General features: G+C 69.2%; 24 protein-coding genes. 15 read left to right on the forward strand and 9 right to left on the reverse strand.

Annotated elements, in window-relative coordinates:
- Positions 1-181 precede the first annotated feature (181 nt).
- The 3 genes from WB794_RS06295 to WB794_RS06305 are packed head-to-tail and all read right to left on the reverse strand — an operon-like array spanning position 182 to position 3,706.
- Positions 182-1,564 (reverse strand): leucyl aminopeptidase family protein, encoded by a 1,383-nt coding sequence (locus WB794_RS06295; RefSeq protein WP_337334998.1) that lies wholly within the window; start codon positions 1,562-1,564, stop codon positions 182-184.
- A gap of 12 nt (positions 1,565-1,576) precedes the next feature.
- Positions 1,577-2,272, reverse strand: coding sequence for an HAD family hydrolase (locus WB794_RS06300; RefSeq protein WP_337334999.1), 696 nt, complete (start codon positions 2,270-2,272; stop codon positions 1,577-1,579).
- 60 nt (positions 2,273-2,332) lie between these two features.
- Entirely contained in the window at positions 2,333-3,706 is a 1,374-nt protein-coding gene (locus tag WB794_RS06305; RefSeq protein ID WP_337335000.1) for a Do family serine endopeptidase, read from the reverse strand.
- Positions 3,707-3,883: 177 nt separating this feature from the next.
- On the opposite strand from WB794_RS06305, the gene WB794_RS06310 reads away from it, so the two are divergent.
- A complete protein-coding gene (locus WB794_RS06310) occupies positions 3,884-4,555 on the forward strand; it encodes a hypothetical protein (protein WP_337335001.1) in 672 nt (223 codons plus the stop codon).
- Between the two features lie 39 nt (positions 4,556-4,594).
- Here the strand turns inward: WB794_RS06310 and WB794_RS06315 are convergent, their stop codons facing one another.
- A complete protein-coding gene (locus WB794_RS06315) occupies positions 4,595-5,371 on the reverse strand; it encodes a M50 family metallopeptidase (protein ID WP_337335002.1) in 777 nt (258 codons plus the stop codon).
- A 38-nt stretch (positions 5,372-5,409) separates the two neighbouring features.
- Between WB794_RS06315 and WB794_RS06320 the strand changes: the two genes are divergently transcribed.
- The 3 genes from WB794_RS06320 (at position 5,410) to WB794_RS06330 (ending at position 6,899) form a co-directional block, all read left to right on the forward strand.
- The gene (locus tag WB794_RS06320) at positions 5,410-5,550 is read left to right on the forward strand and encodes a hypothetical protein (protein ID WP_337335003.1); all 141 of its coding nucleotides are present in this window, start codon (positions 5,410-5,412) and stop codon (positions 5,548-5,550) included.
- 80 nt (positions 5,551-5,630) lie between these two features.
- Positions 5,631-6,431, forward strand: coding sequence for an HAD family hydrolase (locus WB794_RS06325; RefSeq protein ID WP_337335004.1), 801 nt, complete (start codon positions 5,631-5,633; stop codon positions 6,429-6,431).
- A gap of 90 nt (positions 6,432-6,521) precedes the next feature.
- Positions 6,522-6,899: a hypothetical protein gene (locus tag WB794_RS06330; RefSeq protein WP_337335005.1), complete on the forward strand. Its 378-nt coding sequence runs from the start codon at positions 6,522-6,524 to the stop codon at positions 6,897-6,899.
- Positions 6,900-6,971: 72 nt separating this feature from the next.
- On the opposite strand, the gene WB794_RS06335 is transcribed toward WB794_RS06330, so the two are convergent.
- The gene (locus WB794_RS06335; protein ID WP_337335006.1) at positions 6,972-7,613 is read right to left on the reverse strand and encodes an energy transducer TonB; all 642 of its coding nucleotides are present in this window, start codon (positions 7,611-7,613) and stop codon (positions 6,972-6,974) included.
- Positions 7,614-7,788: 175 nt separating this feature from the next.
- Between WB794_RS06335 and WB794_RS06340 the strand changes: the two genes are divergently transcribed.
- Positions 7,789-8,154 carry a hypothetical protein gene (locus WB794_RS06340; protein WP_337335007.1) on the forward strand — a complete coding sequence of 122 codons (366 nt, stop codon included), beginning with the start codon at positions 7,789-7,791 and terminating at the stop codon, positions 8,152-8,154.
- 43 nt (positions 8,155-8,197) lie between these two features.
- Here the strand turns inward: WB794_RS06340 and WB794_RS06345 are convergent, their stop codons facing one another.
- Positions 8,198-8,398: a YdcH family protein gene (locus tag WB794_RS06345; RefSeq protein ID WP_337335008.1), complete on the reverse strand. Its 201-nt coding sequence runs from the start codon at positions 8,396-8,398 to the stop codon at positions 8,198-8,200.
- Between the two features lie 134 nt (positions 8,399-8,532).
- Here WB794_RS06345 and ttcA point away from each other — a divergent pair, with 134 nt between their 5' ends.
- Genes ttcA through WB794_RS06360 form a run of 3 tightly spaced genes read left to right on the forward strand, consistent with a single transcriptional unit; the run spans position 8,533 to position 11,201 of the window.
- Complete coding sequence (gene ttcA / locus WB794_RS06350) at positions 8,533-9,465, forward strand: tRNA 2-thiocytidine(32) synthetase TtcA (protein WP_415926654.1); 933 nt, start codon at positions 8,533-8,535, stop codon at positions 9,463-9,465.
- A gap of 57 nt (positions 9,466-9,522) precedes the next feature.
- Positions 9,523-10,434, forward strand: a complete 912-nt coding sequence (locus WB794_RS06355; protein ID WP_337335010.1) for a recombination-associated protein RdgC — start codon at positions 9,523-9,525, stop codon at positions 10,432-10,434.
- 5 nt (positions 10,435-10,439) lie between these two features.
- Complete coding sequence (locus WB794_RS06360; RefSeq protein WP_337335011.1) at positions 10,440-11,201, forward strand: M48 family metallopeptidase; 762 nt, start codon at positions 10,440-10,442, stop codon at positions 11,199-11,201.
- Here WB794_RS06360 and hemH read toward each other — a convergent pair.
- Complete coding sequence (hemH, locus tag WB794_RS06365; RefSeq protein ID WP_337335012.1) at positions 11,198-12,211, reverse strand: ferrochelatase; 1,014 nt, start codon at positions 12,209-12,211, stop codon at positions 11,198-11,200. The two genes, WB794_RS06360 and hemH, sit on opposite strands and share 4 nt — an antisense overlap.
- Before the next feature lie 153 nt (positions 12,212-12,364).
- On the opposite strand from hemH, the gene WB794_RS06370 reads away from it, so the two are divergent.
- The 6 genes from WB794_RS06370 to WB794_RS06395 all read left to right on the forward strand — a co-directional run bounded on the left by WB794_RS06370 (position 12,365) and on the right by WB794_RS06395 (position 16,465).
- Positions 12,365-13,300 (forward strand): NHL repeat-containing protein, encoded by a 936-nt coding sequence (locus tag WB794_RS06370; protein ID WP_337335013.1) that lies wholly within the window; start codon positions 12,365-12,367, stop codon positions 13,298-13,300.
- 110 nt (positions 13,301-13,410) lie between these two features.
- Positions 13,411-14,094: a lipid-binding SYLF domain-containing protein gene (locus WB794_RS06375; protein ID WP_337335014.1), complete on the forward strand. Its 684-nt coding sequence runs from the start codon at positions 13,411-13,413 to the stop codon at positions 14,092-14,094.
- A gap of 62 nt (positions 14,095-14,156) precedes the next feature.
- Positions 14,157-14,384, forward strand: a complete 228-nt coding sequence (tatA, locus tag WB794_RS06380; RefSeq protein WP_337335015.1) for a Sec-independent protein translocase subunit TatA — start codon at positions 14,157-14,159, stop codon at positions 14,382-14,384.
- A gap of 17 nt (positions 14,385-14,401) precedes the next feature.
- On the forward strand, positions 14,402-14,722 hold the full coding sequence (tatB, locus tag WB794_RS06385; protein ID WP_337335016.1) for a Sec-independent protein translocase protein TatB: 321 nt from the start codon (positions 14,402-14,404) through the stop codon (positions 14,720-14,722).
- A 3-nt stretch (positions 14,723-14,725) separates the two neighbouring features.
- Positions 14,726-15,484 carry a twin-arginine translocase subunit TatC gene (gene tatC / locus WB794_RS06390; RefSeq protein WP_337335017.1) on the forward strand — a complete coding sequence of 253 codons (759 nt, stop codon included), beginning with the start codon at positions 14,726-14,728 and terminating at the stop codon, positions 15,482-15,484.
- Between the two features lie 6 nt (positions 15,485-15,490).
- Positions 15,491-16,465, forward strand: coding sequence for a helix-turn-helix transcriptional regulator (locus WB794_RS06395; protein WP_337335018.1), 975 nt, complete (start codon positions 15,491-15,493; stop codon positions 16,463-16,465).
- 112 nt (positions 16,466-16,577) lie between these two features.
- Here WB794_RS06395 and WB794_RS06400 read toward each other — a convergent pair whose 3' ends face one another.
- Entirely contained in the window at positions 16,578-18,725 is a 2,148-nt protein-coding gene (locus WB794_RS06400) for a TonB-dependent receptor (protein WP_337335019.1), read from the reverse strand.
- A gap of 128 nt (positions 18,726-18,853) precedes the next feature.
- Between WB794_RS06400 and WB794_RS06405 the strand changes: the two genes are divergently transcribed.
- Complete coding sequence (locus WB794_RS06405) at positions 18,854-19,117, forward strand: DksA/TraR family C4-type zinc finger protein (protein ID WP_337335131.1); 264 nt, start codon at positions 18,854-18,856, stop codon at positions 19,115-19,117.
- Between the two features lie 215 nt (positions 19,118-19,332).
- Here the strand turns inward: WB794_RS06405 and gap are convergent, their stop codons facing one another.
- Positions 19,333-20,346, reverse strand: a complete 1,014-nt coding sequence (gene gap / locus WB794_RS06410; protein ID WP_337335020.1) for a type I glyceraldehyde-3-phosphate dehydrogenase — start codon at positions 20,344-20,346, stop codon at positions 19,333-19,335.
- Positions 20,347-20,431: the final 85 nt, after the last annotated feature.

The following is a 20,431-nucleotide window of genomic DNA, read 5'->3' on the forward strand; positions in this document are numbered from 1 at the left end:
GGACGCGTGCCCCGGGTCCCGCGCGACGATGTCATGCTCGAAGCGGCGACATCGTCGTGTCGACCGGGGTATCGAAACAAGAGGGTGGCTTCATCGGTCCTCACGCCGCCCTGTCGGCCGGCGCGATCCTTGCCTCAAGGCGGGCTGACGGTTCCGCCCAGTGCGCGAGCCGTCTGGCGCTTCATCCATAGCGCGCCTTGAGCATCGCCCAGGCCGAGCGCAGCGCCATGGCCTCGCCGCCGCGCGGGCGGCCGGGGCGGTCGGTGTCGTTCCAGGCGTAGACATCGAGGTGCGCCCAGCGCTGGCCGTCGGGGATGAACTTTTCCAGGTACAGCGCCGCGGTCACCGCGCCGGCCATGCGCGAGCCGGCGTTGGCGATGTCGGCGACGTGGCTCTTGAGGTAGCGCAGGTAGGGCCGCCACAGCGGCATCCGCCAGACCGGATCGTGCTGCGCATCACCCGCCTCGATCCACTGCGCGGCGACGCCGTCATCGTTGGAAAACAGCACCGGGAGATCCGGGCCGAGCGCGATGCGGGCAGCGCCGGTAAGGGTGGCGAAATCGAGGATGAGGTCGGGCGCGGATTCCGCGGCGAGGGCCAGCGCATCGCACAGGATCATGCGGCCTTCCGCATCGGTATTGTCGATCTCGACGCTGATGCCCTTGCGCGTGGCGACCACTTCGCCGGGGCGGTAGGCCTCCGGGCCTACCGCGTTTTCCACCGCCGGCACCAGCAGTGTGAGCCGCACCGGAAGCTGGCGATCCATGATCAGGCCGGCCAGCGCGATGGCGTGCGCGCCGCCGCCCATGTCCTTCTTCATGTTGCGCATGCCGTCGGAAGGCTTGAGATCGAGGCCGCCGGTGTCGAAGCACACGCCCTTGCCGACGATGGCAAGCGCCGGATGCTCGCGGTCGCCCCAGGTCAGCTCGATCAGGCGCGGGGCGCGGTGGCTGGCGCGGCCCACGGCGTGGATGGCGGGAAAGTTTTCCCGCAGGAGGTCGTCACCTGCGACCACGCGCAGCGCGGCGCTGTGGCGTTCGCCCAGTGCGCGCACCTCGCCCTCCAGCTCCAGGGGGCCCATGTCCTGGGTGGGCGTGTTCACCAGGTCGCGCACGCGGGCGCTGGCTTCCAGCAGCGCCGCCGCTTCGGCCAGCGGCGCGGCGTGTGCGAGCACCAGAACGGCCGGTGCGCGCGGCGGCTTCAGGTAGCGCGAATAGCGGTAGGCACCGAGGCCCCACCCGAGCAGCGCATCGGCCGGCGCGATGGGTTCGCCCAGCGTGGGATGGAGGCGATAGCGCCCTTCGGGCAGCGCGTGGGGCAGCGCCGAAAGCGCGCGCGGGTCGCGCGCGTCCTCGATGCCGACGAGTACCAGCGCGATGCGGCCCGCGTCGCCCGGCAGCAGTAGCCAGGTATCGGGTTTGGCGGCAAAGCCGTTGGCTTTGGCCCAGGCGCGCGCGTCCGGATCGAGCGCGGCGAGGGTTTCGTCCAGCGTGGCCTTGCGCACGGCGATGACCGGGGTCGCGGCCGAGGGATCGGCCAGTTCGATGCAGGCGGGAAGCTTCATGCGGTTTCTCGGTCAGGGGGCGAGCTCGTGCTCCAGCCGCAGCGCCAGTTCGTCGAGGTCGCGGGCGATGAAGTCGGGATCGACGGGGTGGGACGGCCAGGCCAGCGCCTCGCGGTTGATCCAGGCGCTGCGCAATCCGGCGCGGTGCGCGCCGAGCACGTCCAGCTCGGGATCGTCGCCCACGTGCAGCACCTGGCCGGGCGCGAGGCCCAGGCGCTCGCAGGCGCTCAGGAAGATGCTGACGTCGGGCTTGGCCACGCCGTGGTCGCGCGCGCCGATCTGGAACACGAAGTGCTGCCGGATGCCGATGCGCGCGAGGTCCGCGGTGCCGTTGGTCAGCGCGGCGATCGGGACGCGCGCCGCCAGCCGCTCCAGCGCGGCCAGCACGCCGGGATACAGATCCACCGTATTGCGCTGCTCGGTGAACAGCTCCAGGGCGGGTTCGGCGAGCGCCACGTCGTCGCCGCTGGACTGGAGGGCCGATTCCAGGGTGAGCCGGCGCTGGGCGATGAAGTCGTGGCTGATCGCGGGCCGTTCGACCACCAGCGTTTCGCGCAGCGCGCGCATTGCCGCCACCGGGAAACGCTCCGCGGTGCGCGGCGCGCGCTCCACGAGCCAGTCGTGCAGCGCGCGCTCGGCCCGGGCGATCGTCGGCCAGATCGGCCAGAGCGTGTCGTCGAGGTCGAGGGTGATGGCGCGGATGGTCACGAGGCGGGTTCGCGGGGCGAAGCGGAATGATAGTACCTGCGGTGCGCAGGCCCGAGGCGACTACTCCATGACCGCCAGGTACGCGCGGTTGCCCCGCACCAGGGTCAGGAGGAGCTGGCTGCCGCGCGCGCCGAGGCCGCGCTCGAACCCGTCCAGATCGGCCACGTCGCGTCGGTTCACCGCGGTGATGAGGTCGCCGCCGCGTAGGCCGTTGCGCTCCGCCCGGCTCCCGGCCTCCACCGCGTTCACCAGCACGCCCGCCACGCCCTGGCGGCGCAGCCGTTCCGGCACCGCGCCCAGGCGCGCGCCGGCCAGGCGCGGATCCGCGCGCGCGCCGTCGAGCTCGGTCCGCCGCGCGGCCAGCCGCGTCCTGAGCTGGAGCGGCTTGCCGTCGCGCTGCACGGTGAGCGTGACCGGCTCGCCGACCGGCAGCAGGCCCTCCAGGTTGGACAGCTCTTCCTGCCGCTGCACCGGCTTGCCGTTCACGCCGGTGATCGCATCGCCCACGCGCACGCCGGCCTGCGCGGCGGCCGAACCGGGCTGCACCTGGGTCACGATCACGCCCTGGGTCTGCGCAAGGTCGAGCGCGCGGCGGATTTCCGGGGTGAGATCCTGGGTTTCGACGCCGAGCGTGCCGCGCAGCACCTCGCCCGTTTCCAGCAGCTGGCGCATCACGTCGAGCGCCAGGTCCGAGGGGATCGCAAAGCCGATGCCGATGTTGCCCGCGGCGCTTCCGCCGGGGTTGAAGATGGCGGTGTTGATGCCGATCAGCTCGCCGCGCAGGTTGACCAGCGCGCCGCCGGAGTTGCCGGGGTTGATGCTGGCATCGGTCTGGATGAAGTTCTGGTAGCCCAGCCCGGGAAGCCCGTGGCGGCCCAGGGCCGAGACGATGCCCGAGGTCACCGTCTGGCCCAGGCCGAAGGGATTGCCCACCGCCACCACGAAGTCGCCCACGCGCAGCGGCTCCGAGCGCGCCACCGGCACGGCCACCAGATCCTTCGCCTCGACCCGGATCACGCCCACGTCGGTGTCTTCGTCCGAACCCACGATCTCGGCGGTCAGGGTGCGTCCGTCGGCCAGCGACACCTGCACGTCGTCGGCACCGGCGATGACGTGGTTGTTGGTGAGGATCAGCCCGCGCGCGGCATCGACGATGACGCCCGACCCCAGCGACTGCTTGACGCGCTCCTGCGGTCCGTTCGGCAGGCCGAACAGGTGGCGGAAGAACGGATCGTCGGCATAGGGGCTGCGCACCCGCACCACGGTCTTGCTGTGGATGTTGACCACGGCCGGAGTGACGCCTTCCAGCATGGGCGCAAGCGAGGGCAGCGGGGTGCCCGACACCTCGACGGGAAGCGCCGCGCGCGCACTGCCGAGGGCGAGCGCGAGCAGCGCGGTTGTGACAACAAGGCACCGGATTGCGCGGGGTGACATGGAGACTCCACGAAGGAAAATGCCCGGGTTCGACCGGCGGTGGGCCCGGATGTTCCCGTGCGGGACGAGCGATATCACGCGACGTGCAACGCATGATCGCATCGAAGGCTTGCACAAAGCCAAAATCCGGCGCAGATTCCGCTGCGGAACCCAACGCCCACACGAGGAGGGCATGTGATGAGCAGTGGCAACGGTGTGACGGAAGCAATCTCCAGTGCCGCAGAAGCGGTCTCTGAAAAGGTGCAAGAGCTCGCAGCGGACGCCAGGGCCGCCACGACCAGTGCAGTGGAGGCCGTGAAAGAGAAGGCCGCCAGCGCGCGCACTGCGATCGAGAAGACGGCCACCTCGGCGGGCAATTCGATCAAGCAGGCCGGGGCGGCGGCAAAGAAAAAGGTGGCCGCGGTCAAGAAGGCGACCGACAAGAAGGTGGCTGCGGTCAAGAAGGACGTGGAGAGAAAAGCGGCAAGCGCCAAAAAGGCTGTGATCAGGAACGCCGCTGCGGCGAAGAAAACGGTGACGAAAAAGGCCGCATCGGCGAAGAAGACGACTGACAAGAAGCTTGCCGCGGTGAAGAAAGCCGTGACCAAGGCACCGGCCAAGAAAGCCGCGTCCAAGAAGGCGGCTCCGGCCAAGGTCGCCGCAAAGAAGGTCCCGGCAAAGAAGGTCGTGACCAAGAAGGCCCCGGCGAAGAAGGTCGCTGTGAAGAAGGTCGCTGCGAAGCAGCCCGCCGTAAAGAAGGCCGCGCCCGGGAAGGCGATGGCGAAGAAGGCCGCGCCGGTCAAGGCGGCTGCGAAGAAGGCACCGGTCAAAAAGGCTCCGGCGAAGAAGGCCGCTGCAGGGAAGAAGTAAGCGCCCGACGCCGGTTTCCGCCGCGCGCGGAAGCCGGCGTCAGCGCACGGCGCGCAAGGCGCGGAAGAAAGCCCACAGCCCCGCCAGCATCACCCCTGCCGACAGCAAGGCGATCAGCACTCCCCAGAACCAGTGCGGCCCGCCCAGCAGCGCCGACAGCTGGCCCGTGTCGGACGCCAGCTCGCCGGCACCGGTATGCGCGATGCGTGAAAACAGCGTATCCAATCGCGACAAGGTGGACAGGCACAGCTGCACCGCCACCAGGCAGACCAGCGCCTGCGCCCACGCCGCCGGGGCGCGCCACGCCATCGCCCCGGCCAGCAGGGCGCACGACCCCACCCAGAACGCGCCGAACGGGTTTCGCACCCACAGCACCAGTGCTGCCAGCAGGAACATCGCGATCAGCCCCAGCGCGACGCGCGATGCGTGCGCCCGGCGCGCGCAGACGAACAGGCCCAGCGCGGCGATAGGTGGACCGAGCGGCCCGCCTGCGGCAATGATCGCGCGCTGCAGCGCGCCGCCCGAACTGCGCGTGAGCGCGACGCCCGAGCCATCGGCATAGAGCCCGAGTGCGTCGAACCGCCCGCCCGAGATCAGCGCGGCGACGCCATGGCCGAGCTCGTGCGCCAGGGCCGAGATCAACACCTGTGGCCATGCCAGCCAGGCCAGCACGGGAACGGCGGCGGGAAGCCAGGCGAGCAGCAGCGAGAACCCGGCCGCCCAGGCCAGCGCGCGGCGCGCCGAGAGCGCCTTCCCGGGTGCGGAATCACCGGATCCAGGCCCGAGTGCGGCGGGTTGGCCCGATTCATGCTTCATGTGTTCGTGCCCCCGCTGGCTCGATCCAGGTGACCGCAATGATCTTCCCCGTACTCATCGAAAAGCTCGCCCTTCCCCTGCTGGACTGGGCGACCGCCATTGCCCAGGCCCTTGGCCACGTCGCGCAGGGTACACTGTGCGCCGATCCGGCCCCGAACCGCGCGGCAGACGCGGACTGATCCTGCCGCACGAGGGCAACTGACGCCCTGCGTCACCTCCAGGCCCGGACCGTCCCTCAGCGTCCCAGGCCCCGTTTCCGATGATCCCCACGATTCCGGTGCCCGCATCGGTGCCGTCCAAGCCCGGGCAGCGCTCGCCTGCGCGCCCCATCACCCTCGTGGGCTTCGACGCCGACGACACCCTCTGGCACAGCGAAATCCACTTTCGCGCCGCGCACGCCGAGTTCGAGCGCATCCTCTCGCCCTACCTCGATCTGGCCGACAGCGCCCTGCACGATCGCCTGCTGGCCACCGAAAAGGCCAACATCCTGCTGTTCGGCTACGGGGCCAAGGGCATGACGCTGTCGATGCTCGAGACGGCCGTGGCGATGACCGATGCGCGCATCGGTGCCGCGGATCTGGCGCGCATCCTGGACCTGGGCAAAGAGGTGCTCAGGCATCCGGTGGAGCTCCTGCCCGATATCCGCAGCGCGGTGGAATCCGTGGCGGCCGTGCATGACATCGTCCTCATCACCAAGGGCGACCTGTTCCACCAGGAGGCCAAGATCGCGGCCTCGGGCCTGACCGACCTGTTCACCCGCATCGAGATCGTTTCGGAAAAGGATCCGGCGGCCTACGCCCGGGTGATTGCCGAGTGCGGCGGCGCGCCGCACGAGTTCGCCATGGTCGGCAACTCGCTGCGTTCGGACATCGCGCCGGTGCTGGCCCTGGGCGGCTGGGGCGTACACATGCCCTATCCGGTGACCTGGGCACTGGAAATGGTGCACGACGTGGCCGACGACGATCCGCGCGTGCAGCGCATCGACGGCCCGGCGCAAATTCCGCTCGCGATCGCGCGGCTCGAAGCCCTCGCTTCCTCGGCGCGGTTCAGCGCGGGTTGACGCTCGGGCCGTCCGGTTGCGGCCTGATTCACCTGCACTCGCCGATGCTCTAGATGCGCCCATCATCGGCGCGACCATGGAGGACTTGCGATGCGAACCCTTTCCCTTCTGGCCGGTGCCGCGCTTGCGTTGGGGCTGAGCTTCGGCGCACCGGCGCAGGCCCACGGCAGCGATGCGCGCATCTGGGTATCGATCGGCGATGTGACCTTCAGCGCCGGACGGCCCTACCACCGCCAGCATCACTATCCGCTGCACAAGGTCCGCGGCAAACACGGCCCGCGCTACTACTACACCCCGGTGCCGGGCTATGCCTACTACCCGCCGCGCCCCGGATTCGGCCACTACCCGCCGCCGCATCTCCATGCTTATCCGGCGCAGGGCTATCGGGGGCCTGCGTATTACGACTATCCACCGCCCCCGCCGCCGCGCCCGGGGTATTCCCGGCATCGTCCGGGCTACTACCGCTGAGGTTTCCGCAACGGTGGTCGCCTGCGGGCCGCGCCGGTGCGCGGCCCGCTTCGTTTCCGCCGCTGCGCGCGGCTACAGAAGGGTGAACCGGATCGGCAGCTCGCCGCTCGCGCGCACGCCCGGTGGCGAGAAGCGCCAGGTGCGCAGCACGTGGCGCTGCGCCACGACATCGAGTTCGCGGTGGCCGCTGCTGCGCAGGACGGTCGCTTCGCGCGGCCAGCCATCGGCATCGATGGAGATGCGCAGCACCACTTCACCCTGCCACCCCATGCGCTTGGCGCGTGCCGGATACGGTGGCTGCGGCCCGCGCAGGACGGTGAGGGCGGCGAATCCCGCGGCTCCCGCAGCGGGTCCGGAAGCCTCCACCGGATCGCTGGCGAACGCCGTCTGGACGGGTGACGCCTCGATCACCTGTTCGACGAACACCGGATCTTCGCTCGGAATCGCGACCGCAGCGGGCGGTGTCGGCACCGGCGCGGCCTGCGGCCGTTCCGGAGCGCTGGGCATGGGCGGAGGCGGCAGCGGCGGTCGGACCTGCGGCACGATCACCACATCGATCGCATCGGCCATCGTCTTCTTCAGCGGCAGCTCGAAGCCGCCCGGCGTCGCCAGGCTCAGCGCCAGAAGCGCGGCCAGATGCGCCGCCGCGACGAGGCTGCCCGCGCCAACGCGCAGCGGGGAAAACGCGGTGGATTCCACAGTGACATCGTGCATGGCAAGGCTCCTTGGCTTCGGGGGCAAGGGCATGCAACGGGGCGGGGCGGGAAGTGGGGTTTGGTGCTGGCGCACAGCAAACGTGTGTCAGTCCTGTTTCCTTGAAGGTGCAGGCTACTTTCATGCATATTGCGGCGCGTCATCCAGACATTCGCCTACCATTTCGGTGAAAAAAATGAAAACAACGCTCGCCCTGATGTCTTGCATCGTCATGCTGGCCGGTTGCGCAAGTAGCTCCAAGGAAATCAAGGCGGCGTATGTGTCGCCGATGACGTATGACGGCTATAACTGCCAGCAGCTGAGGGAAGAAAACCAGCGAATCCAAAGCCGAATCGGTGAAGTGACGGGCATAGTGGACAAGCGCGCGTCTGGCGACAAGACCAAGATGGGCGTTGGCCTCATCCTGTTCTGGCCTACTCTGTTCTTCCTGAAGGGCGACGGGGTAGAGGCACAAGAGTTGTCGCGACTAAAAGGCGAGCATGAGGCACTGGAGCAGGCATACATCAAGAAGAGTTGTTCAAGCGAAGCCGAGGTTGGCTAGCGCGTTGAAGCTGACCCTGCGCTATTGCGGCTAGTTCGCACCCTCACGCCCCCAGGTCGGGGATGAGCCGGCTTTCCAGGTAGGCGATCATGTCCTTGATGCGCAGCTTGCGGCGCTTCATCCGGGTCAGGTCGAGCTGATCGATCGAAGGTTCCCCGGCGCAGCGCGCGATGGCCTCGTCCAGCGCGCGGTGCTCGCAGCGCAGGGCGGCGATCTGCTGGACGATGTCGGCGGTTTCGGACATGGCGATGGGCGGGGTCAGGCGCGTGCGTTCGCCTAGCTTACGGCCCGGCTGCGCTGCGGGAAAGCCCGGCTACAATGACCGGTCCAACCCGCGCAACGCCATCAGGGCGGCGCGATGATCCCGCCGGAATGACCATGACCGCCTCCGCCCGCAAACAGGAATTCGAGAACCACAAGCTCGCCAAGCGCCTGCGCCGGCAGGTCGGGCAGGCCATCGCCGACTTCGGCATGATCGAGGAAGGCGACAAGGTGATGGTGTGCCTGTCCGGCGGCAAGGACAGCCACACCCTGCTCGACATCCTGCTGCAGCTCAAGGCGCGCGCGCCGGTGGAATTCGAGCTGGTGGCGGTGAACCTGGACCAGAAGCAGCCGGGTTTCCCCGAAGAGGTGCTGCCGGCGTACCTGCGCGCGCTCGGGGTCGATTTCACCATCCTGGAGCAGGACACCTATTCGGTGGTGCAGCGGGTGGTGCCCGAGGGCAAGACCCAGTGCTCGCTGTGCTCGCGCCTGCGCCGCGGCGCGCTTTATACCCACGCGGTGGAGCAGGGATTCACCAAGATCGCGCTGGGGCACCACCGCGACGACCTCGCCGCGACGTTCCTGATGAACCTGTTCTTCCACGCCAAGCTCGCCTCGATGCCGCCCAAGCTCTTGAGCGACGACGGCCGCCACGTGGTGATTCGGCCGCTGGCCTATTGCAGGGAGTCGGATATCGCACGCTATGCCGAACAGCGTGGTTTCCCGATCATCCCCTGCAACCTGTGCGGCTCGCAGCCGAATCTTCAGCGCAAGCAGGCCGAGCGCCTGCTTGCCGAGTGGGACCGCGCCACGCCGGGTCGGGTCGACCAGATCGTGCGTGCGCTGGGTGACGTGCGGCCCTCGCAGCTGGCCGACCGCAGCCTGTTCGACTTCCACGCGCTGGGGCGGCGCAGTCAGGCTGCGCTGCCCGATACGCACGCCTGGCTGGCGGGCGAGCCGACGGCGCGCGATGAGGAGGAGGGCGTTCCCGTGCCGATCCGCAGCACCACCACCCAGGCCGACGATGGCCTGTCCATCCTGAGCGGCTGACGCCGCGCATCCCGCCGCGTCCGCTGTCGCAATCATCAATCCGGAATCCCGAACCCCATGCTCTTTCGCAATCTCACGCTGTTCCGCTTTCCCTCGTCCCTGCGCGCGGCGCTCGATGCCCTGCCCGAGCGCCTGCCCGGGCACGCGCTCAAGGCGATCGGCCCGCTGGAGCTGTCCTCGCGCGGCTTCGTCTCGCCCTTCGGGCGCAATCACGAGGCGCTGTCGCACCGCGTCGGTGACTGCCTGCTGCTGACATTGGGCGGCGAGGACAAGATCCTTCCCGCCGCCGTGGTCAACGAAGCGCTGTCCGCGAAGCTCGACGCCATCCGCGAGCAGGAAGGCCGCAGCCCTGGCGGGCGCGAGCGCAAGCGGCTCAAGGATGAGATCCTCACCGACCTGCTGCCGCGCGCCTTCGCCCGCCCCACGCGCGTGGCCGCCTATCTGGACCTGGAATCGAACTGGCTGGTGGTCGATGCCTCCAGCCGCAAGAACGCCGAGGCGCTGGTATCGGCCATCCGCGAGGCGCTGGGTTCGTTCCCGGCGCTGCCGGTCAATGCGGAATCGAGCGTGCGCGGCCTGATGACCGGCTGGCTCGCCGGCGAGCCCTTGCCGGACGGCTTCGAGCTGGGCGACGAATGCGAGCTGCGCGATCCGGTGGATTCGGGAGCCATCGTCAAGTGCCGCCGCCAGGAGCTCGACAGCGACGAGGTGCGCGAACACCTCAAGGTCGGCAAGCAGTGCTTCCAGCTTGGCCTGGTGTTCGCCGAGCGGCTTTCCTTCGTGCTGGGCGAGGATCTGGTGATCCGCAAGCTCAGGTTCCTGGAAACCGCGACCGAGGCGCTGGAAAAGGACGATCGCGACTCGCCGGAGGCCGAGCTGGACGCGACGTTCGCGTTGATGAGCGGTGAGCTGCGCCTCCTGCTGGAGCGCCTGGAAGCCGAGCTGTCGCTGAGTTCGGCCGAGGCCTGACCGCCTTGCGACGCGCCCGCCCGCAGCAGCGCGACACCCTGGCGGTGCGCCTGCCGGACGGGCGCGAGATCGGCGTGCTGCGCGTGGTCGATCCGCGTGCGCGCCACCTGCGCCTGCTCCTGTCCGCGCGCGGCCCGCGCCTGACCGTGCCCGCGGGCGTGCCCGCGCACGAGGCGCAGCGCTTCCTCGATCGGCATCTGGCCTGGCTTGCCGACCAACTGGCCGAGGATCCCGGCGCGCCCGCACCCGCCAGCGCGCTGGTCCCCGGCGAGGCCGCGCAGGTCCCGCTGCGCGGGCGACTGCTGGAGGTGGAGTGGCGCGCGAGCCGCCGGCTGGGCGTGACGCAGGACGGTGAAGGGCTGGTCATCGATCTGTCGCCGAGTGCGTCTCCCGCCGCCGTTCGCCGCGCGCTGCGCGAGTTCCACCTTTCCGAGGCGCGCGCCGACGTCGGGCGCTGGCTGCCGCACTATCTGCCGGGCCTCCCGCGCGCGCCGCGGCTGTGGCGGATTCGCCCGCTGGCCTCGCTGTGGGGCTCGATGAGCACCTCGGGCACGCTGTCGCTCGACCTTGCCCTGGTGCTGGGGCCGCCCGAGGCGTTCCACTACGTGCTGGTGCACGAGCTGTGCCATCTGATCCAGCCCAACCATTCGCCCGCCTTCTGGCGCGAAGTCGAACACCGCTTTCCCGACTGGCGCGCGCAGCGGCGTTACCTGCGCGAAGACGGGCTGGCGCTCAAGGGGACGCTGCGTACGCTGCTGGAAGACTAGGTGCCGGGGTCGAGATGGCGTTTCACCAGCGCGGCCAGCGCGTCGGCGTGGGACGCCTCGGCGTTGAGCGCGGGGATGTAGCGCAGGCTCTGGCCGCCGGCTTCACGAAAGAATCCGGCGTTCTGCACCGCGATTTCCTCCAGCGTTTCCAGGCAGTCCACCGCAAAGCCGGGACACACCACGTCCAGGTGTCTGACGCCGCGTGCGGCCAGCGCGCGCACGGTCTGGTCGGTGTAGGGCGTCAGCCACTGGGCGCGGCCCAGGCGCGACTGGAAGGAAAGCGACCAGTCGGCCTCTTCCAGCCCGAGGCGCCGGGCGATGGCGCCGGCGCTGGCGCGGCACTGGTCGGCATAGGGGTCGCCGCGATCCACGCAGCGCTGCGGGATGCCGTGGAACGAAAACAGCAGGTGCCCCGGCTCCGCCTGCGCTTCGCGATGTGTGCGTATCGAGCCAGCAACAGCGTCGATCCACGCGGCATCGTCGTGATAATCCGGGATCAGGTGCAGCTCCGGCCAGCGTCGCCAGCCGCCCAGCTCAGCGGTCACCGCATCGAACACCGAGGCGGTGGTGGTGCCCGAATATTGCGGATAGAGCGGCAGCACCACGAGCCGTTCCACGCCGCGTTCGCGCAGCGCCCGCATCTGCCGGGAAACCGACGGTTCGCCATAGCGCATCGCCAGGGCCACGGCGGTGCGGTCGGCGCATCGCGCCGCCACGGCGGCGGCCAGATCCTCGCTGAGCCAGGCCAGCGGCGAGCCGCGTCCGGTCCAGATGCTGCGGTAAAGCGCGGCCGAACGCGGCGCGCGGAACGGCAGGATGATGCCATACAGGATCGGGAACCAGAGTGCGCGCGGCAGCTCGACGACGCGACGATCGGCGAGGAACTCTGCAAGATAACGGCGCAATGCGCGAGGTTCGGGAGATTCCGGGGTTCCAAGGTTGACCAGAAGCACGCCGGTGCGCGGCTCGTGGCCGGCGTCGTCGTCGGTGGAGGACAGGGAGTCGGTCATGGGATTCCGGGGCGGCGAGGCCGGCGGCGGTGCCGCGACGCGCCCGCCAGCGTTGATTGGGCGTGGGAAAGTGTTATGCTCGCGCACAGCGCCCGCGATTTCACATAGAGGCGCAGTGACGACGACCCCAATACTAATCGAAGGACGACACAGATGCGTCCCAGCATGCGCCGACGGCTTCTGGCCGCCCTGATCTGCCTGCTCCCGCTGCCCGTGCTGGCTGCGCCGCTGGCCTATGTTTCGGCGTGGAATACGCTGTATCGCCTCGATCTGGCCACCGGGCAGGCCACGCCGATCGGCACCGGCATCGGCTTCAACGACGTGGAAGGACTGGCCATCGCGCCGGACGGAACGCTCTACGGCGTGGCCGACGGCACCGCCGGCTCGGGATCGACCACGACCGACTTCCTGATCCGCATCGACACCACGACGGGCAGGGGGGCCCTGGTCGGCGCGCTGCCCGGCCTGCAGGACACGGGGCCCAACGGCCAGCTCGATTACGGCCTGGCCTTCACCTGCAACGGACGCCTCTGGGCATCCTCCGACACCACCGGCCTGCTTTGGGAAATCGATCCATCCAACGCCTCGGCGCGGCAGGTCGGAAATACCGGCGCGCCGCTGACCGGACTGGGCGGGCGGGGGAACCAGCTCTTTGGCATCGGCGTGCAGAACGGATTCGGTCAGCGCGAGCAGCAGGCGCTGTATCGCATCGATCCATCCACCGCCGTGGCCACGCGCATCGGCAGCCTCGGCATCGACGATACCCTCAGCAGCGGCGGCGCGGATTTCGATTCCACGGGTGCGCTGTGGGCCACGCTGGATTCCCAGCCGCCCGACGTGAACCGCGCGAGCCGCCTGGCACGCATCAACCTGGACACCGGCCGCGCCGAGGTCGTCGGCTCGATCAGCGGCGTCCTGGAGAACGTCAGCGTGCGCGGCATGGCCATCGCGCCGCCCGCCGGCTGCACCGGCAACGGCGGCCTCGGCACGGCGGTCCAGTCGGTTCCCGGACCGGGTGCGCCGATGCTGCTGCTGCTGGGGCTGGTCGCCGCGCTGCTTGGCGCGGGCCGCCTGCGTCGCGCGCACTGATTGCGCTTCCGGGCGTCGCCCCGCCGCGCGTACCGCCGCGGTTTGGGCCGGGATTCATTCCCGCGGCCGCATACTCGCCGCGTTTCCCGCACACATTCCACGGAGGCATCATGTCCCGCATTCTGCTCTCTATCCTGTTGCTGATCGGCATGGGCGTGTTCGCGTCAACCGCGCAGGCGCGCCCCACCGAGGACGAACGCCTGCAGCAGGCGGTAAAGGTGCTCGATGAAGTCATGCGGATGCCCGAGAACGCGATCCCGCAAAGGCTGCTGAGTGACGCCTACGCAGTCGCCGTCGTTCCCGAAGTGGTCAAGGCCGGACTCGTCGTCGGTGGACGTCACGGCCGCGGGGTGATTGCCGTGCGCCAGGCCGACGGCAGCTGGAGCACCCCGAGTTTCATCAGCCTCACCGGCGGCAGCATAGGTTTCCAGGCCGGCGTGCAGGCCACCGACGTGGTGCTGGTGTTCCGCTCCGAGCGCGGGGTGGATTCCATCGTCAATGGCAAGTTCACCCTCGGCGCGGATGCGGCGGTCGCCGCCGGCCCGGTGGGACGCATGGCCCAGGCGTCCACCGACGGTCAGCTCAAGGCCGAGATCTATTCCTACTCGCGCTCGCGCGGCCTGTTCGCCGGCGTTGCGCTGGACGGCGCGGTGCTGTCGATCGACCATCGCGCCAACGCCCGCGCCTACGGGCGCGACACCACGCCGCGCGCGGTCTTTGAAGGCCGCGTGAAGAAGGCACCGCCAGCCGTCGTGGATTTCCGCGACCGGCTGGAGGAATACGGCGCGCGCTGAGCCTGCCGGCCCGGCGGCGGCTGCGCTATGCTGCTTTCCTTTCCTTTCGTGAGGCATACGCCATGGGCGGCTTCAGTATCTGGCACTGGCTGATCGTGCTTCTGGTCGTGGTGCTGCTGTTTGGCACCAAGAAGCTGCGCAACGTGGGCTCCGACCTCGGCAGCGCCATCCGCAGCTTCCGCAAGGGTCTGCAGGAAGACGAGGCAGCGGACAAGAAGCTCGATGACGCCTCGGGCCAGGGCGCCGAGCAGCCGGCGCACAAGGCACCGACCGAGACCAAGGGCGACTGACCGGGCGGGACGCGACGATGTTCGAGGTCAGCCTGGTCGAACTGGCCGTGATCGGACTGGTGGCACTGCTCGTGCTCGGCCCGGAGCGGCTGCCGCGCGCCGCGCGCATGGCCGGGCTCTACCTGCGCAAGGCGCGCGCCACCTGGTACTCGATCCGCACCGACATCGAGCGCGAGCTGGCGGCCGATGACCTCAAGCGCGCGATGAAGGACACCCGGCAAAGCCTGCTCTCGGCACCATCGACCTCGGCTCCGGCCCGGGAGGTGCCTGACGCGGGTACCTCGTCCGAAGCAGACGTACCGCCCGAAACCGGCCGTGACGCCGGGCCGGCAGGCTGAGCCGTGGGATCGGCGGAAACCGGCACCGAGCAGAGCCTGATCGGCCACCTGGTCGAGCTGCGCGCGCGCCTGCTGCGCGCCGTGCTGGCGGTGCTGGCGATCTTCATTGCCCTGCTGCCTTTCGCCAACCGCATCTACACCCTGCTGTCCGAGCCGCTGCGCGCCAAGCTGCCCGCCGGCACCCAGATGGTCGCCATCGACGTCGCCAGCCCCTTCCTCACCCCGATCAAGCTGGCGCTGTTCACCGCCCTGATCCTGGCCATGCCGGTCGTGCTCTATCAGCTCTGGGCCTTCGTTGCGCCGGGGTTGTACCGACACGAGCAGAAGCTGGCGCGCCCGCTGCTGGTCTCGGCCGTGCTCCTGTTCTACGTCGGCTGCGCCTTCGCCTACTTCCTGGTGCTGCCGGCCGTGTTCGGCTTCCTCACCGGCGTCGCGCCCGAAGGCGTGGCGATGATGACCGACATCAGCCGCTACCTCGACTTCGTGCTGGTGCTCTTTCTGGCCTTCGGCTTCAGCTTCGAGGTGCCCGTCGCCGTGGTGATCCTGGTGCTGCTGGGCTGGGTCAGCGTCGAGCAGCTGCGCGAATCGCGCGGCTACGTGATCGTGGGTGCCTTCGTGGTGGCGGCCGTCATCACCCCGCCGGACGTCATCTCCCAGCTGATGCTGGCCATTCCGATGTGCCTGCTGTATGAGGTCGGGCTGCTGGTGGCGCGCTCCATCACCCGCCAGCGTGAGGCCGACGCACCCACCGACAGCGAGTGACCGGGCATGGAACGCTACGAGCGCATCAACCTCCTGCACCGGCGCCTGAGCCAGGCGCGGGTGCCCGTATCCCTGCAGCGCCTGATCGAGGACCTGCAGTGCTCGCGCGCCACCGTCTACCGCGACGTGGCCTTCCTGCGCGACTACCTCGGTGCGCCGGTGGAGACCTCCGACGATCCGCCCGGGTTCCGCTACGACATGGCCGAAGCCGAGCGCTTCGAGCTGCCTGGCCTGTGGCTGAGTCCGGACGAACTGCACGCGCTGCTCGCCACGCACCAGCTGCTGGATCGCTCCGGCACCGGCGGGTTCCTCGGCGATGCGCTGGAACCCATCCGCGAGCGCATCGACCAGCTCCTGGCCGAACAGGCCGGCGGCAAGCGCTGGCCGGTTGAGCGGGTGCGGGTCATCAGCAGCGGCACCCGCAGCCTGGACCAGGCCGCGTTTCGCGCCGCCGCCGGTGCCGTGCTGCAGCGCCGGCGGCTGAGCTTCCGCTACCGCGCGCGCTCCACCGGGGCAACCACCCAGCGCACGGTCTCGCCGCAGCGCCTGACCCACTACCGCAACAACTGGTACCTGGACGCCTTCGACCACGAACGTCAGGCGTTGCGCAGCTTTTCGCTCGATCGGATCGACCAGGCGCGCCCCTTCGACGAAGCCGCCATCGACGTGCCGGAGGCCGAGCTCGACCAGCACCTGGCCTCCAGCTACGGCATCTTCTCCGGCCCGCCCAAAGCCTGGGCCACCGTGGTTTTTTCCGCCGACGCGGCGCGCTGGGCCGCGGAAGAGCGCTGGCACTCCCAGCAGCAGGGCCGCTTCCTGCCGGACGGGCGCTACGAACTGCGCCTGCCCTACAGCAGCTCGCGCGAACTGCTGATGGACGTGCTGCGCTACGGCCCCGACGCCACCGTGGTGGAACCGGTCAGCCTGCGCGCCGAAGCGCAGATCCGCCTGCGCCTGGCGCTGGGAAACTACGGCGGCTGAGGGGCGTGCTTGCGCCGCCGTTCGCCGCCGGGATTTGAGTGCTGCGTCCTTCCCGTCCTTCGGTGTGGTGGACGTTGTCGCAAGCAGGATGTGCCGCGCTTCTTCCTCTGCCTCAATAGGCGAAGTTGAGGCTCACCCACGCGCTGCGCGGTGCGCCCGGGGTGATGTTGTTGTTGCTGTGGGCGCTGGCGAAGTAGCGTTTGTCGGTCAGGTTCTCGATGTTGAGCTGCATCTGGAGCGATTCGGTCGCGCTCCAGTAGAGCGCGGCGTCGAAGCGGGTGAAGGCGGGCAGGGTCACCTGGTTGTCGACGTTGGCGTACATCGCGCCGCGATGGATGATGCCCAGGCCCGCGCCGAGGCGAGGGGTGAAGTCGTAGCGGTTCCAGAGCGAGGCGGAATGCCGCGGGAGCTGCGCGAGGCGGTTGCCCTTGTGCGCGCTGGTGCCGAGGTCTGCGAGAAGTTCGCCGTTCTGGCGGGCGTAGCCGCCCATCACCTGCCAGGCGTCGCTGATGCGTCCGGCCAGACCGATCTCCACGCCTCGGGTGACCTGCCCGTCGGTCAGCCGCATGCGGGTGGGATCGTCCGGGTCGACCACGGCCACGTTGCGGCGATCCAGCCGATAGACCGCGAGGCTGGCCTGCAGGTCGCGTCGGATATCCCACTTCGCGCCGAGCTCGCGGTTGCGGAAGCTCTCGGGTTCGAGTGCGGCGTTGTCGGCGTTGAGCGAGGCGAGCTGGTCGCCGGCGCGCGGCTGGAAGGCGCGGCTCAGGCTGGCGTACAGCGAGACGTCGGCCGTCGGCTTGAAGACGATGCCGGCGCGCGGCGAATTCTTGCGGTCTTTGGAGCGGAACACGTCGCCGTTGCGGCGATTGGTGAGGTCCACGCGGAAGTCGTCGTGGCGCAGGCCCAGGATCGCCAGCCAGCGCGGCGAGAAGGCAATCTGGTTTTGCAGGTACAGCGCCGAAATTTTCGCGACGCTGTGGTTGTCGGCATCGCTGGCGCTCTGGCTGAAGCTCACCGGCACGCGCACGTTGGGATCGAGCACGGACACCACGCTGTCGCCCGGGGCAAAGTGGCCGGTCAGGCGGGCGTTGTCGGTGGTCTGGCGGCCGAGCTCCACGCCGGCCAGCAGGGTGTGCTCGACCGCGCCGGCGCGCAGGTTCCACACCAGGTCGGTCTGGTTGAAGAGGTTGCGGCGCGTGGTTTCGTTGCGGTACGCGGCAAGGCTCACCGTGGTCCCGCCGGCACCGACCGCACCGGGGAACACGTTCTGGTACATCTTGTCGTAGTCGGCGGCGCGCAGGTGGTTGCGCAGTTCGAGGTCGGGACTGAAGCGGTGTTCGAGCGCGGCGTCGAAGGCGTCCGCCGTGGCCTCGGAAACGCTCAGCGCGGGATTGCCGAAGAAAGTCGAGGGAGGCACGTCGACCGGGCGGCCCTGGAACGAGGGTACGCCGCGATCGGCGGTGCGCTCGTCGTGGAAGCGTTCGTAGGACAGATCCAGGTTCGTGTCTGGCCCGAGGTCGATGCCGTAGGTCGGATTGACGCCGTGGCGCTTGAGCCAGGCGTCGTCGCGATGGCTTTCCGAATCTTCCAGCATGGCGTTGAGGCGGAATCCGGCGGTCGTGCCTATCGCCCGACCGAGGTCGAGCGTGCCGCGCCGCCGCTGGTGCGAGCCGAACTGCAGCGTGCCGTTGGTCAGATCCACGCCGTCCGCCTTGCGGGTGATGCGGTTGATCACGCCGCCGCTGCCTCCGCGTCCGAAAATCATCGCGTTGGGGCCCTTGATCGCCTCCACGCGGTCGAGGTTGTACATGTCGCGGAAGTACTGCACGTCGTCGCGGATGCCGTCCACGAAGAAGTCGCCGGTGGTGCTGTTGCCGCGCAGCACGGCGGTATCGCGGTTGCCTTCGCCCTGCGCGGTGCCGATGCCCGGCAGGTAGCGGAAGGCATCGCCCAGGCTGGTGATGGCCTGGTCGGCCACGAGCTTGTCGGTAACGGTCGTGACGGCCTGCGGCACGTCGAGCAGCGGGGTGTCGGTTCTGGTTGCGCCGCGCGTGTTGCGGATGCTGTAGTCGGGCAGGTAGCGCTGCGCGGTGACCTCGATCGAGTCGAGCTTCCTCGCGGCGGCGCGCGGGCTGTCGCCGGCGTCGGCGCTCTTGGGGGCTGCGGTCGCCGAGGCCATGCATACCAGCGCGCCGACTGCGACGGTGGCGGCCATGCAGCGGGCGCAGGGTGTGGGTTGGCGTGGGTTGGTCGACATGGAAAGTCCTGAGGCTCGGAGCAGTGCAAGGGATGCGCATGCTAATGCGAGTCATTCCCATCCGCAAGGCGCGGTTTTCCTCCGCCGACGGCTTGAGAAGCTGCGCCATCGCCACCATTCCTGCGGTCATGGCCACTGGATGGGCAAAAGACGGCGCGGTACAGGAGCAGATCGACAGCACCGTCGAAGACGCCGTATCGCGTGCGCGCAGCCGTCTGGCCACGGGCCCGGGCCTGAGCGAATGCGAGGAGTGCGGCGAGCCGATTCCCGAGGCGCGCCGCAGGGCCATGCCCGGCGCGCGTCGCTGTCTGGTCTGCCAGAACGCGCACGATGAAGACGCGGCGTTTACCGGCTACAACCGGCGCGGCAGCAAGGACAGCCAGCTGCGCTGAGGGCCGCGTACGGCGGTCGCAAGGCAAGCATCCGGCCGCGCCGCAGGGCGTGACCTGGACAGACTCCCTTGATTTGTCCTTCACGCCAGCACAGTGCGGGAAGGACGAGCCGAGCGTCAGGGGCGATCAGCCCGGCGGCCCCAAAACGAACGGCGGGCCCGGAGGCCCGCCGTCGGTGCGCACGCCGGCGCGTGTGCGAAAGACTGCGTGCGAACCTACTTCGCCGCCATCAGCGCCAGCGTGGTATCGAGCATCCGGTTGGAGAAGCCCCACTCGTTGTCGTACCAGGACAGCACCTTCACCAGCGTCCCTTCCATCACGCGGGTCTGGGTGCTGTCGTAGATCGAGCTGCGCGGATCGTGGTTGAAGTCGATCGACACCAGCGGCTCGGTGTTGAAGCCCAGAATGCCCTTGAGCGCGCCTTCGCTGGCGGCCTTCACGGCGGCGTCGATTTCTTCCTTCGACGTGGCGCGCCTGGCGGTGAAGGTGAGGTCCACCACCGAGACGTTGATCGTCGGCACGCGCATCGCGAAGCCGTCGAGCTTGCCGTTGAGCTCGGGCAGCACCAGGCCCACCGCGGCGGCCGCGCCGGTCTTGGTCGGGATCTGGCTCATCGTGGCCGAGCGCGCGCGGCGCAGGTCGGAGTGGTAGACGTCGGTCAGCACCTGGTCGTTGGTGTAGGCGTGGATGGTGGTCATCAGGCCGTGCGCGATGCCGACGGAATCGTTCAGCACCTTGGCCAGCGGTGCCAGGCAGTTGGTGGTGCACGAGGCGTTGGAGATCACCGTGTCGCCGGCCTTGAGCACGCCGTGATTGACGCCGTACACCACGGTGGCGTCCACGTCGCTGCCGCCGGGGGCGGAGATGATCACCTTCTTCGCGCCGGCGGCGAGGTGCGCCGAAGCCTTGGCCTTGCTGGTGAAAAGGCCGGTGCACTCCAGCACCACGTCCACGCCCAGTTCGCCCCAGGGCAGCTTTGCGGGATCGCGCTCGGCGCAGACCCGGATGCGGTCGCCGTTGACGACCATGTGGCCGCCGTCCACGACCACGGTGCCGGGGAATCGGCCGTGCGCGGTATCGTGACGGGTCAGGTGCGCGTTGGTGTTGGCATCGCCCAGGTCGTTGATCGCCACCACCTGGATCTCGTTGGTGCGGCCGGACTCGTACAGCGCGCGCAGGATGTTGCGGCCGATGCGGCCGTACCCGTTGATCGCAACCTTGATTGCCATGGCGAAACTGCTCCTGAAAGAGGGGGGATCGGCGGGATCGCCCGCCGGGCCGCCCATTTTAGCCCGGATGCCGCAGCGTCACACG

The sequence above is a fragment of the Denitratimonas tolerans genome, assembly GCF_037203605.1.
In the GTDB taxonomy this organism is placed as follows: Bacteria; Pseudomonadota; Gammaproteobacteria; order Xanthomonadales; family Xanthomonadaceae; genus Denitratimonas; species Denitratimonas tolerans.

Excerpts from the sequence above, each read along its gene's own strand:
- WB794_RS06295 (WP_337334998.1), bottom strand. The coding sequence starts at position 1,564 with ATGAAGCTTCCCGCCTGCATCGAACTGGCCGATCCCTCGGCCGCGACC.
- WB794_RS06305 (WP_337335000.1), bottom strand. The coding sequence starts at position 3,706 with ATGTCACCCCGCGCAATCCGGTGCCTTGTTGTCACAACCGCGCTGCTC.
- WB794_RS06310 (WP_337335001.1), top strand. The coding sequence starts at position 3,884 with ATGAGCAGTGGCAACGGTGTGACGGAAGCAATCTCCAGTGCCGCAGAA.
- WB794_RS06315 (WP_337335002.1), bottom strand. The coding sequence starts at position 5,371 with ATGAAGCATGAATCGGGCCAACCCGCCGCACTCGGGCCTGGATCCGGT.
- WB794_RS06320 (WP_337335003.1), top strand. The coding sequence starts at position 5,410 with ATGATCTTCCCCGTACTCATCGAAAAGCTCGCCCTTCCCCTGCTGGAC.
- WB794_RS06325 (WP_337335004.1), top strand. The coding sequence starts at position 5,631 with ATGATCCCCACGATTCCGGTGCCCGCATCGGTGCCGTCCAAGCCCGGG.
- WB794_RS06330 (WP_337335005.1), top strand. The coding sequence starts at position 6,522 with ATGCGAACCCTTTCCCTTCTGGCCGGTGCCGCGCTTGCGTTGGGGCTG.
- WB794_RS06335 (WP_337335006.1), bottom strand. The coding sequence starts at position 7,613 with ATGCACGATGTCACTGTGGAATCCACCGCGTTTTCCCCGCTGCGCGTT.
- WB794_RS06340 (WP_337335007.1), top strand. The coding sequence starts at position 7,789 with ATGAAAACAACGCTCGCCCTGATGTCTTGCATCGTCATGCTGGCCGGT.
- WB794_RS06345 (WP_337335008.1), bottom strand. The coding sequence starts at position 8,398 with ATGTCCGAAACCGCCGACATCGTCCAGCAGATCGCCGCCCTGCGCTGC.
- ttcA (WP_415926654.1), top strand. The coding sequence starts at position 8,533 with ATGACCGCCTCCGCCCGCAAACAGGAATTCGAGAACCACAAGCTCGCC.
- WB794_RS06355 (WP_337335010.1), top strand. The coding sequence starts at position 9,523 with ATGCTCTTTCGCAATCTCACGCTGTTCCGCTTTCCCTCGTCCCTGCGC.
- hemH (WP_337335012.1), bottom strand. The coding sequence starts at position 12,211 with ATGACCGACTCCCTGTCCTCCACCGACGACGACGCCGGCCACGAGCCG.
- WB794_RS06370 (WP_337335013.1), top strand. The coding sequence starts at position 12,365 with ATGCGTCCCAGCATGCGCCGACGGCTTCTGGCCGCCCTGATCTGCCTG.
- WB794_RS06375 (WP_337335014.1), top strand. The coding sequence starts at position 13,411 with ATGTCCCGCATTCTGCTCTCTATCCTGTTGCTGATCGGCATGGGCGTG.
- tatA (WP_337335015.1), top strand. The coding sequence starts at position 14,157 with ATGGGCGGCTTCAGTATCTGGCACTGGCTGATCGTGCTTCTGGTCGTG.
- tatB (WP_337335016.1), top strand. The coding sequence starts at position 14,402 with ATGTTCGAGGTCAGCCTGGTCGAACTGGCCGTGATCGGACTGGTGGCA.
- WB794_RS06395 (WP_337335018.1), top strand. The coding sequence starts at position 15,491 with ATGGAACGCTACGAGCGCATCAACCTCCTGCACCGGCGCCTGAGCCAG.
- WB794_RS06400 (WP_337335019.1), bottom strand. The coding sequence starts at position 18,725 with ATGTCGACCAACCCACGCCAACCCACACCCTGCGCCCGCTGCATGGCC.
- WB794_RS06405 (WP_337335131.1), top strand. The coding sequence starts at position 18,854 with ATGGCCACTGGATGGGCAAAAGACGGCGCGGTACAGGAGCAGATCGAC.
- gap (WP_337335020.1), bottom strand. The coding sequence starts at position 20,346 with ATGGCAATCAAGGTTGCGATCAACGGGTACGGCCGCATCGGCCGCAAC.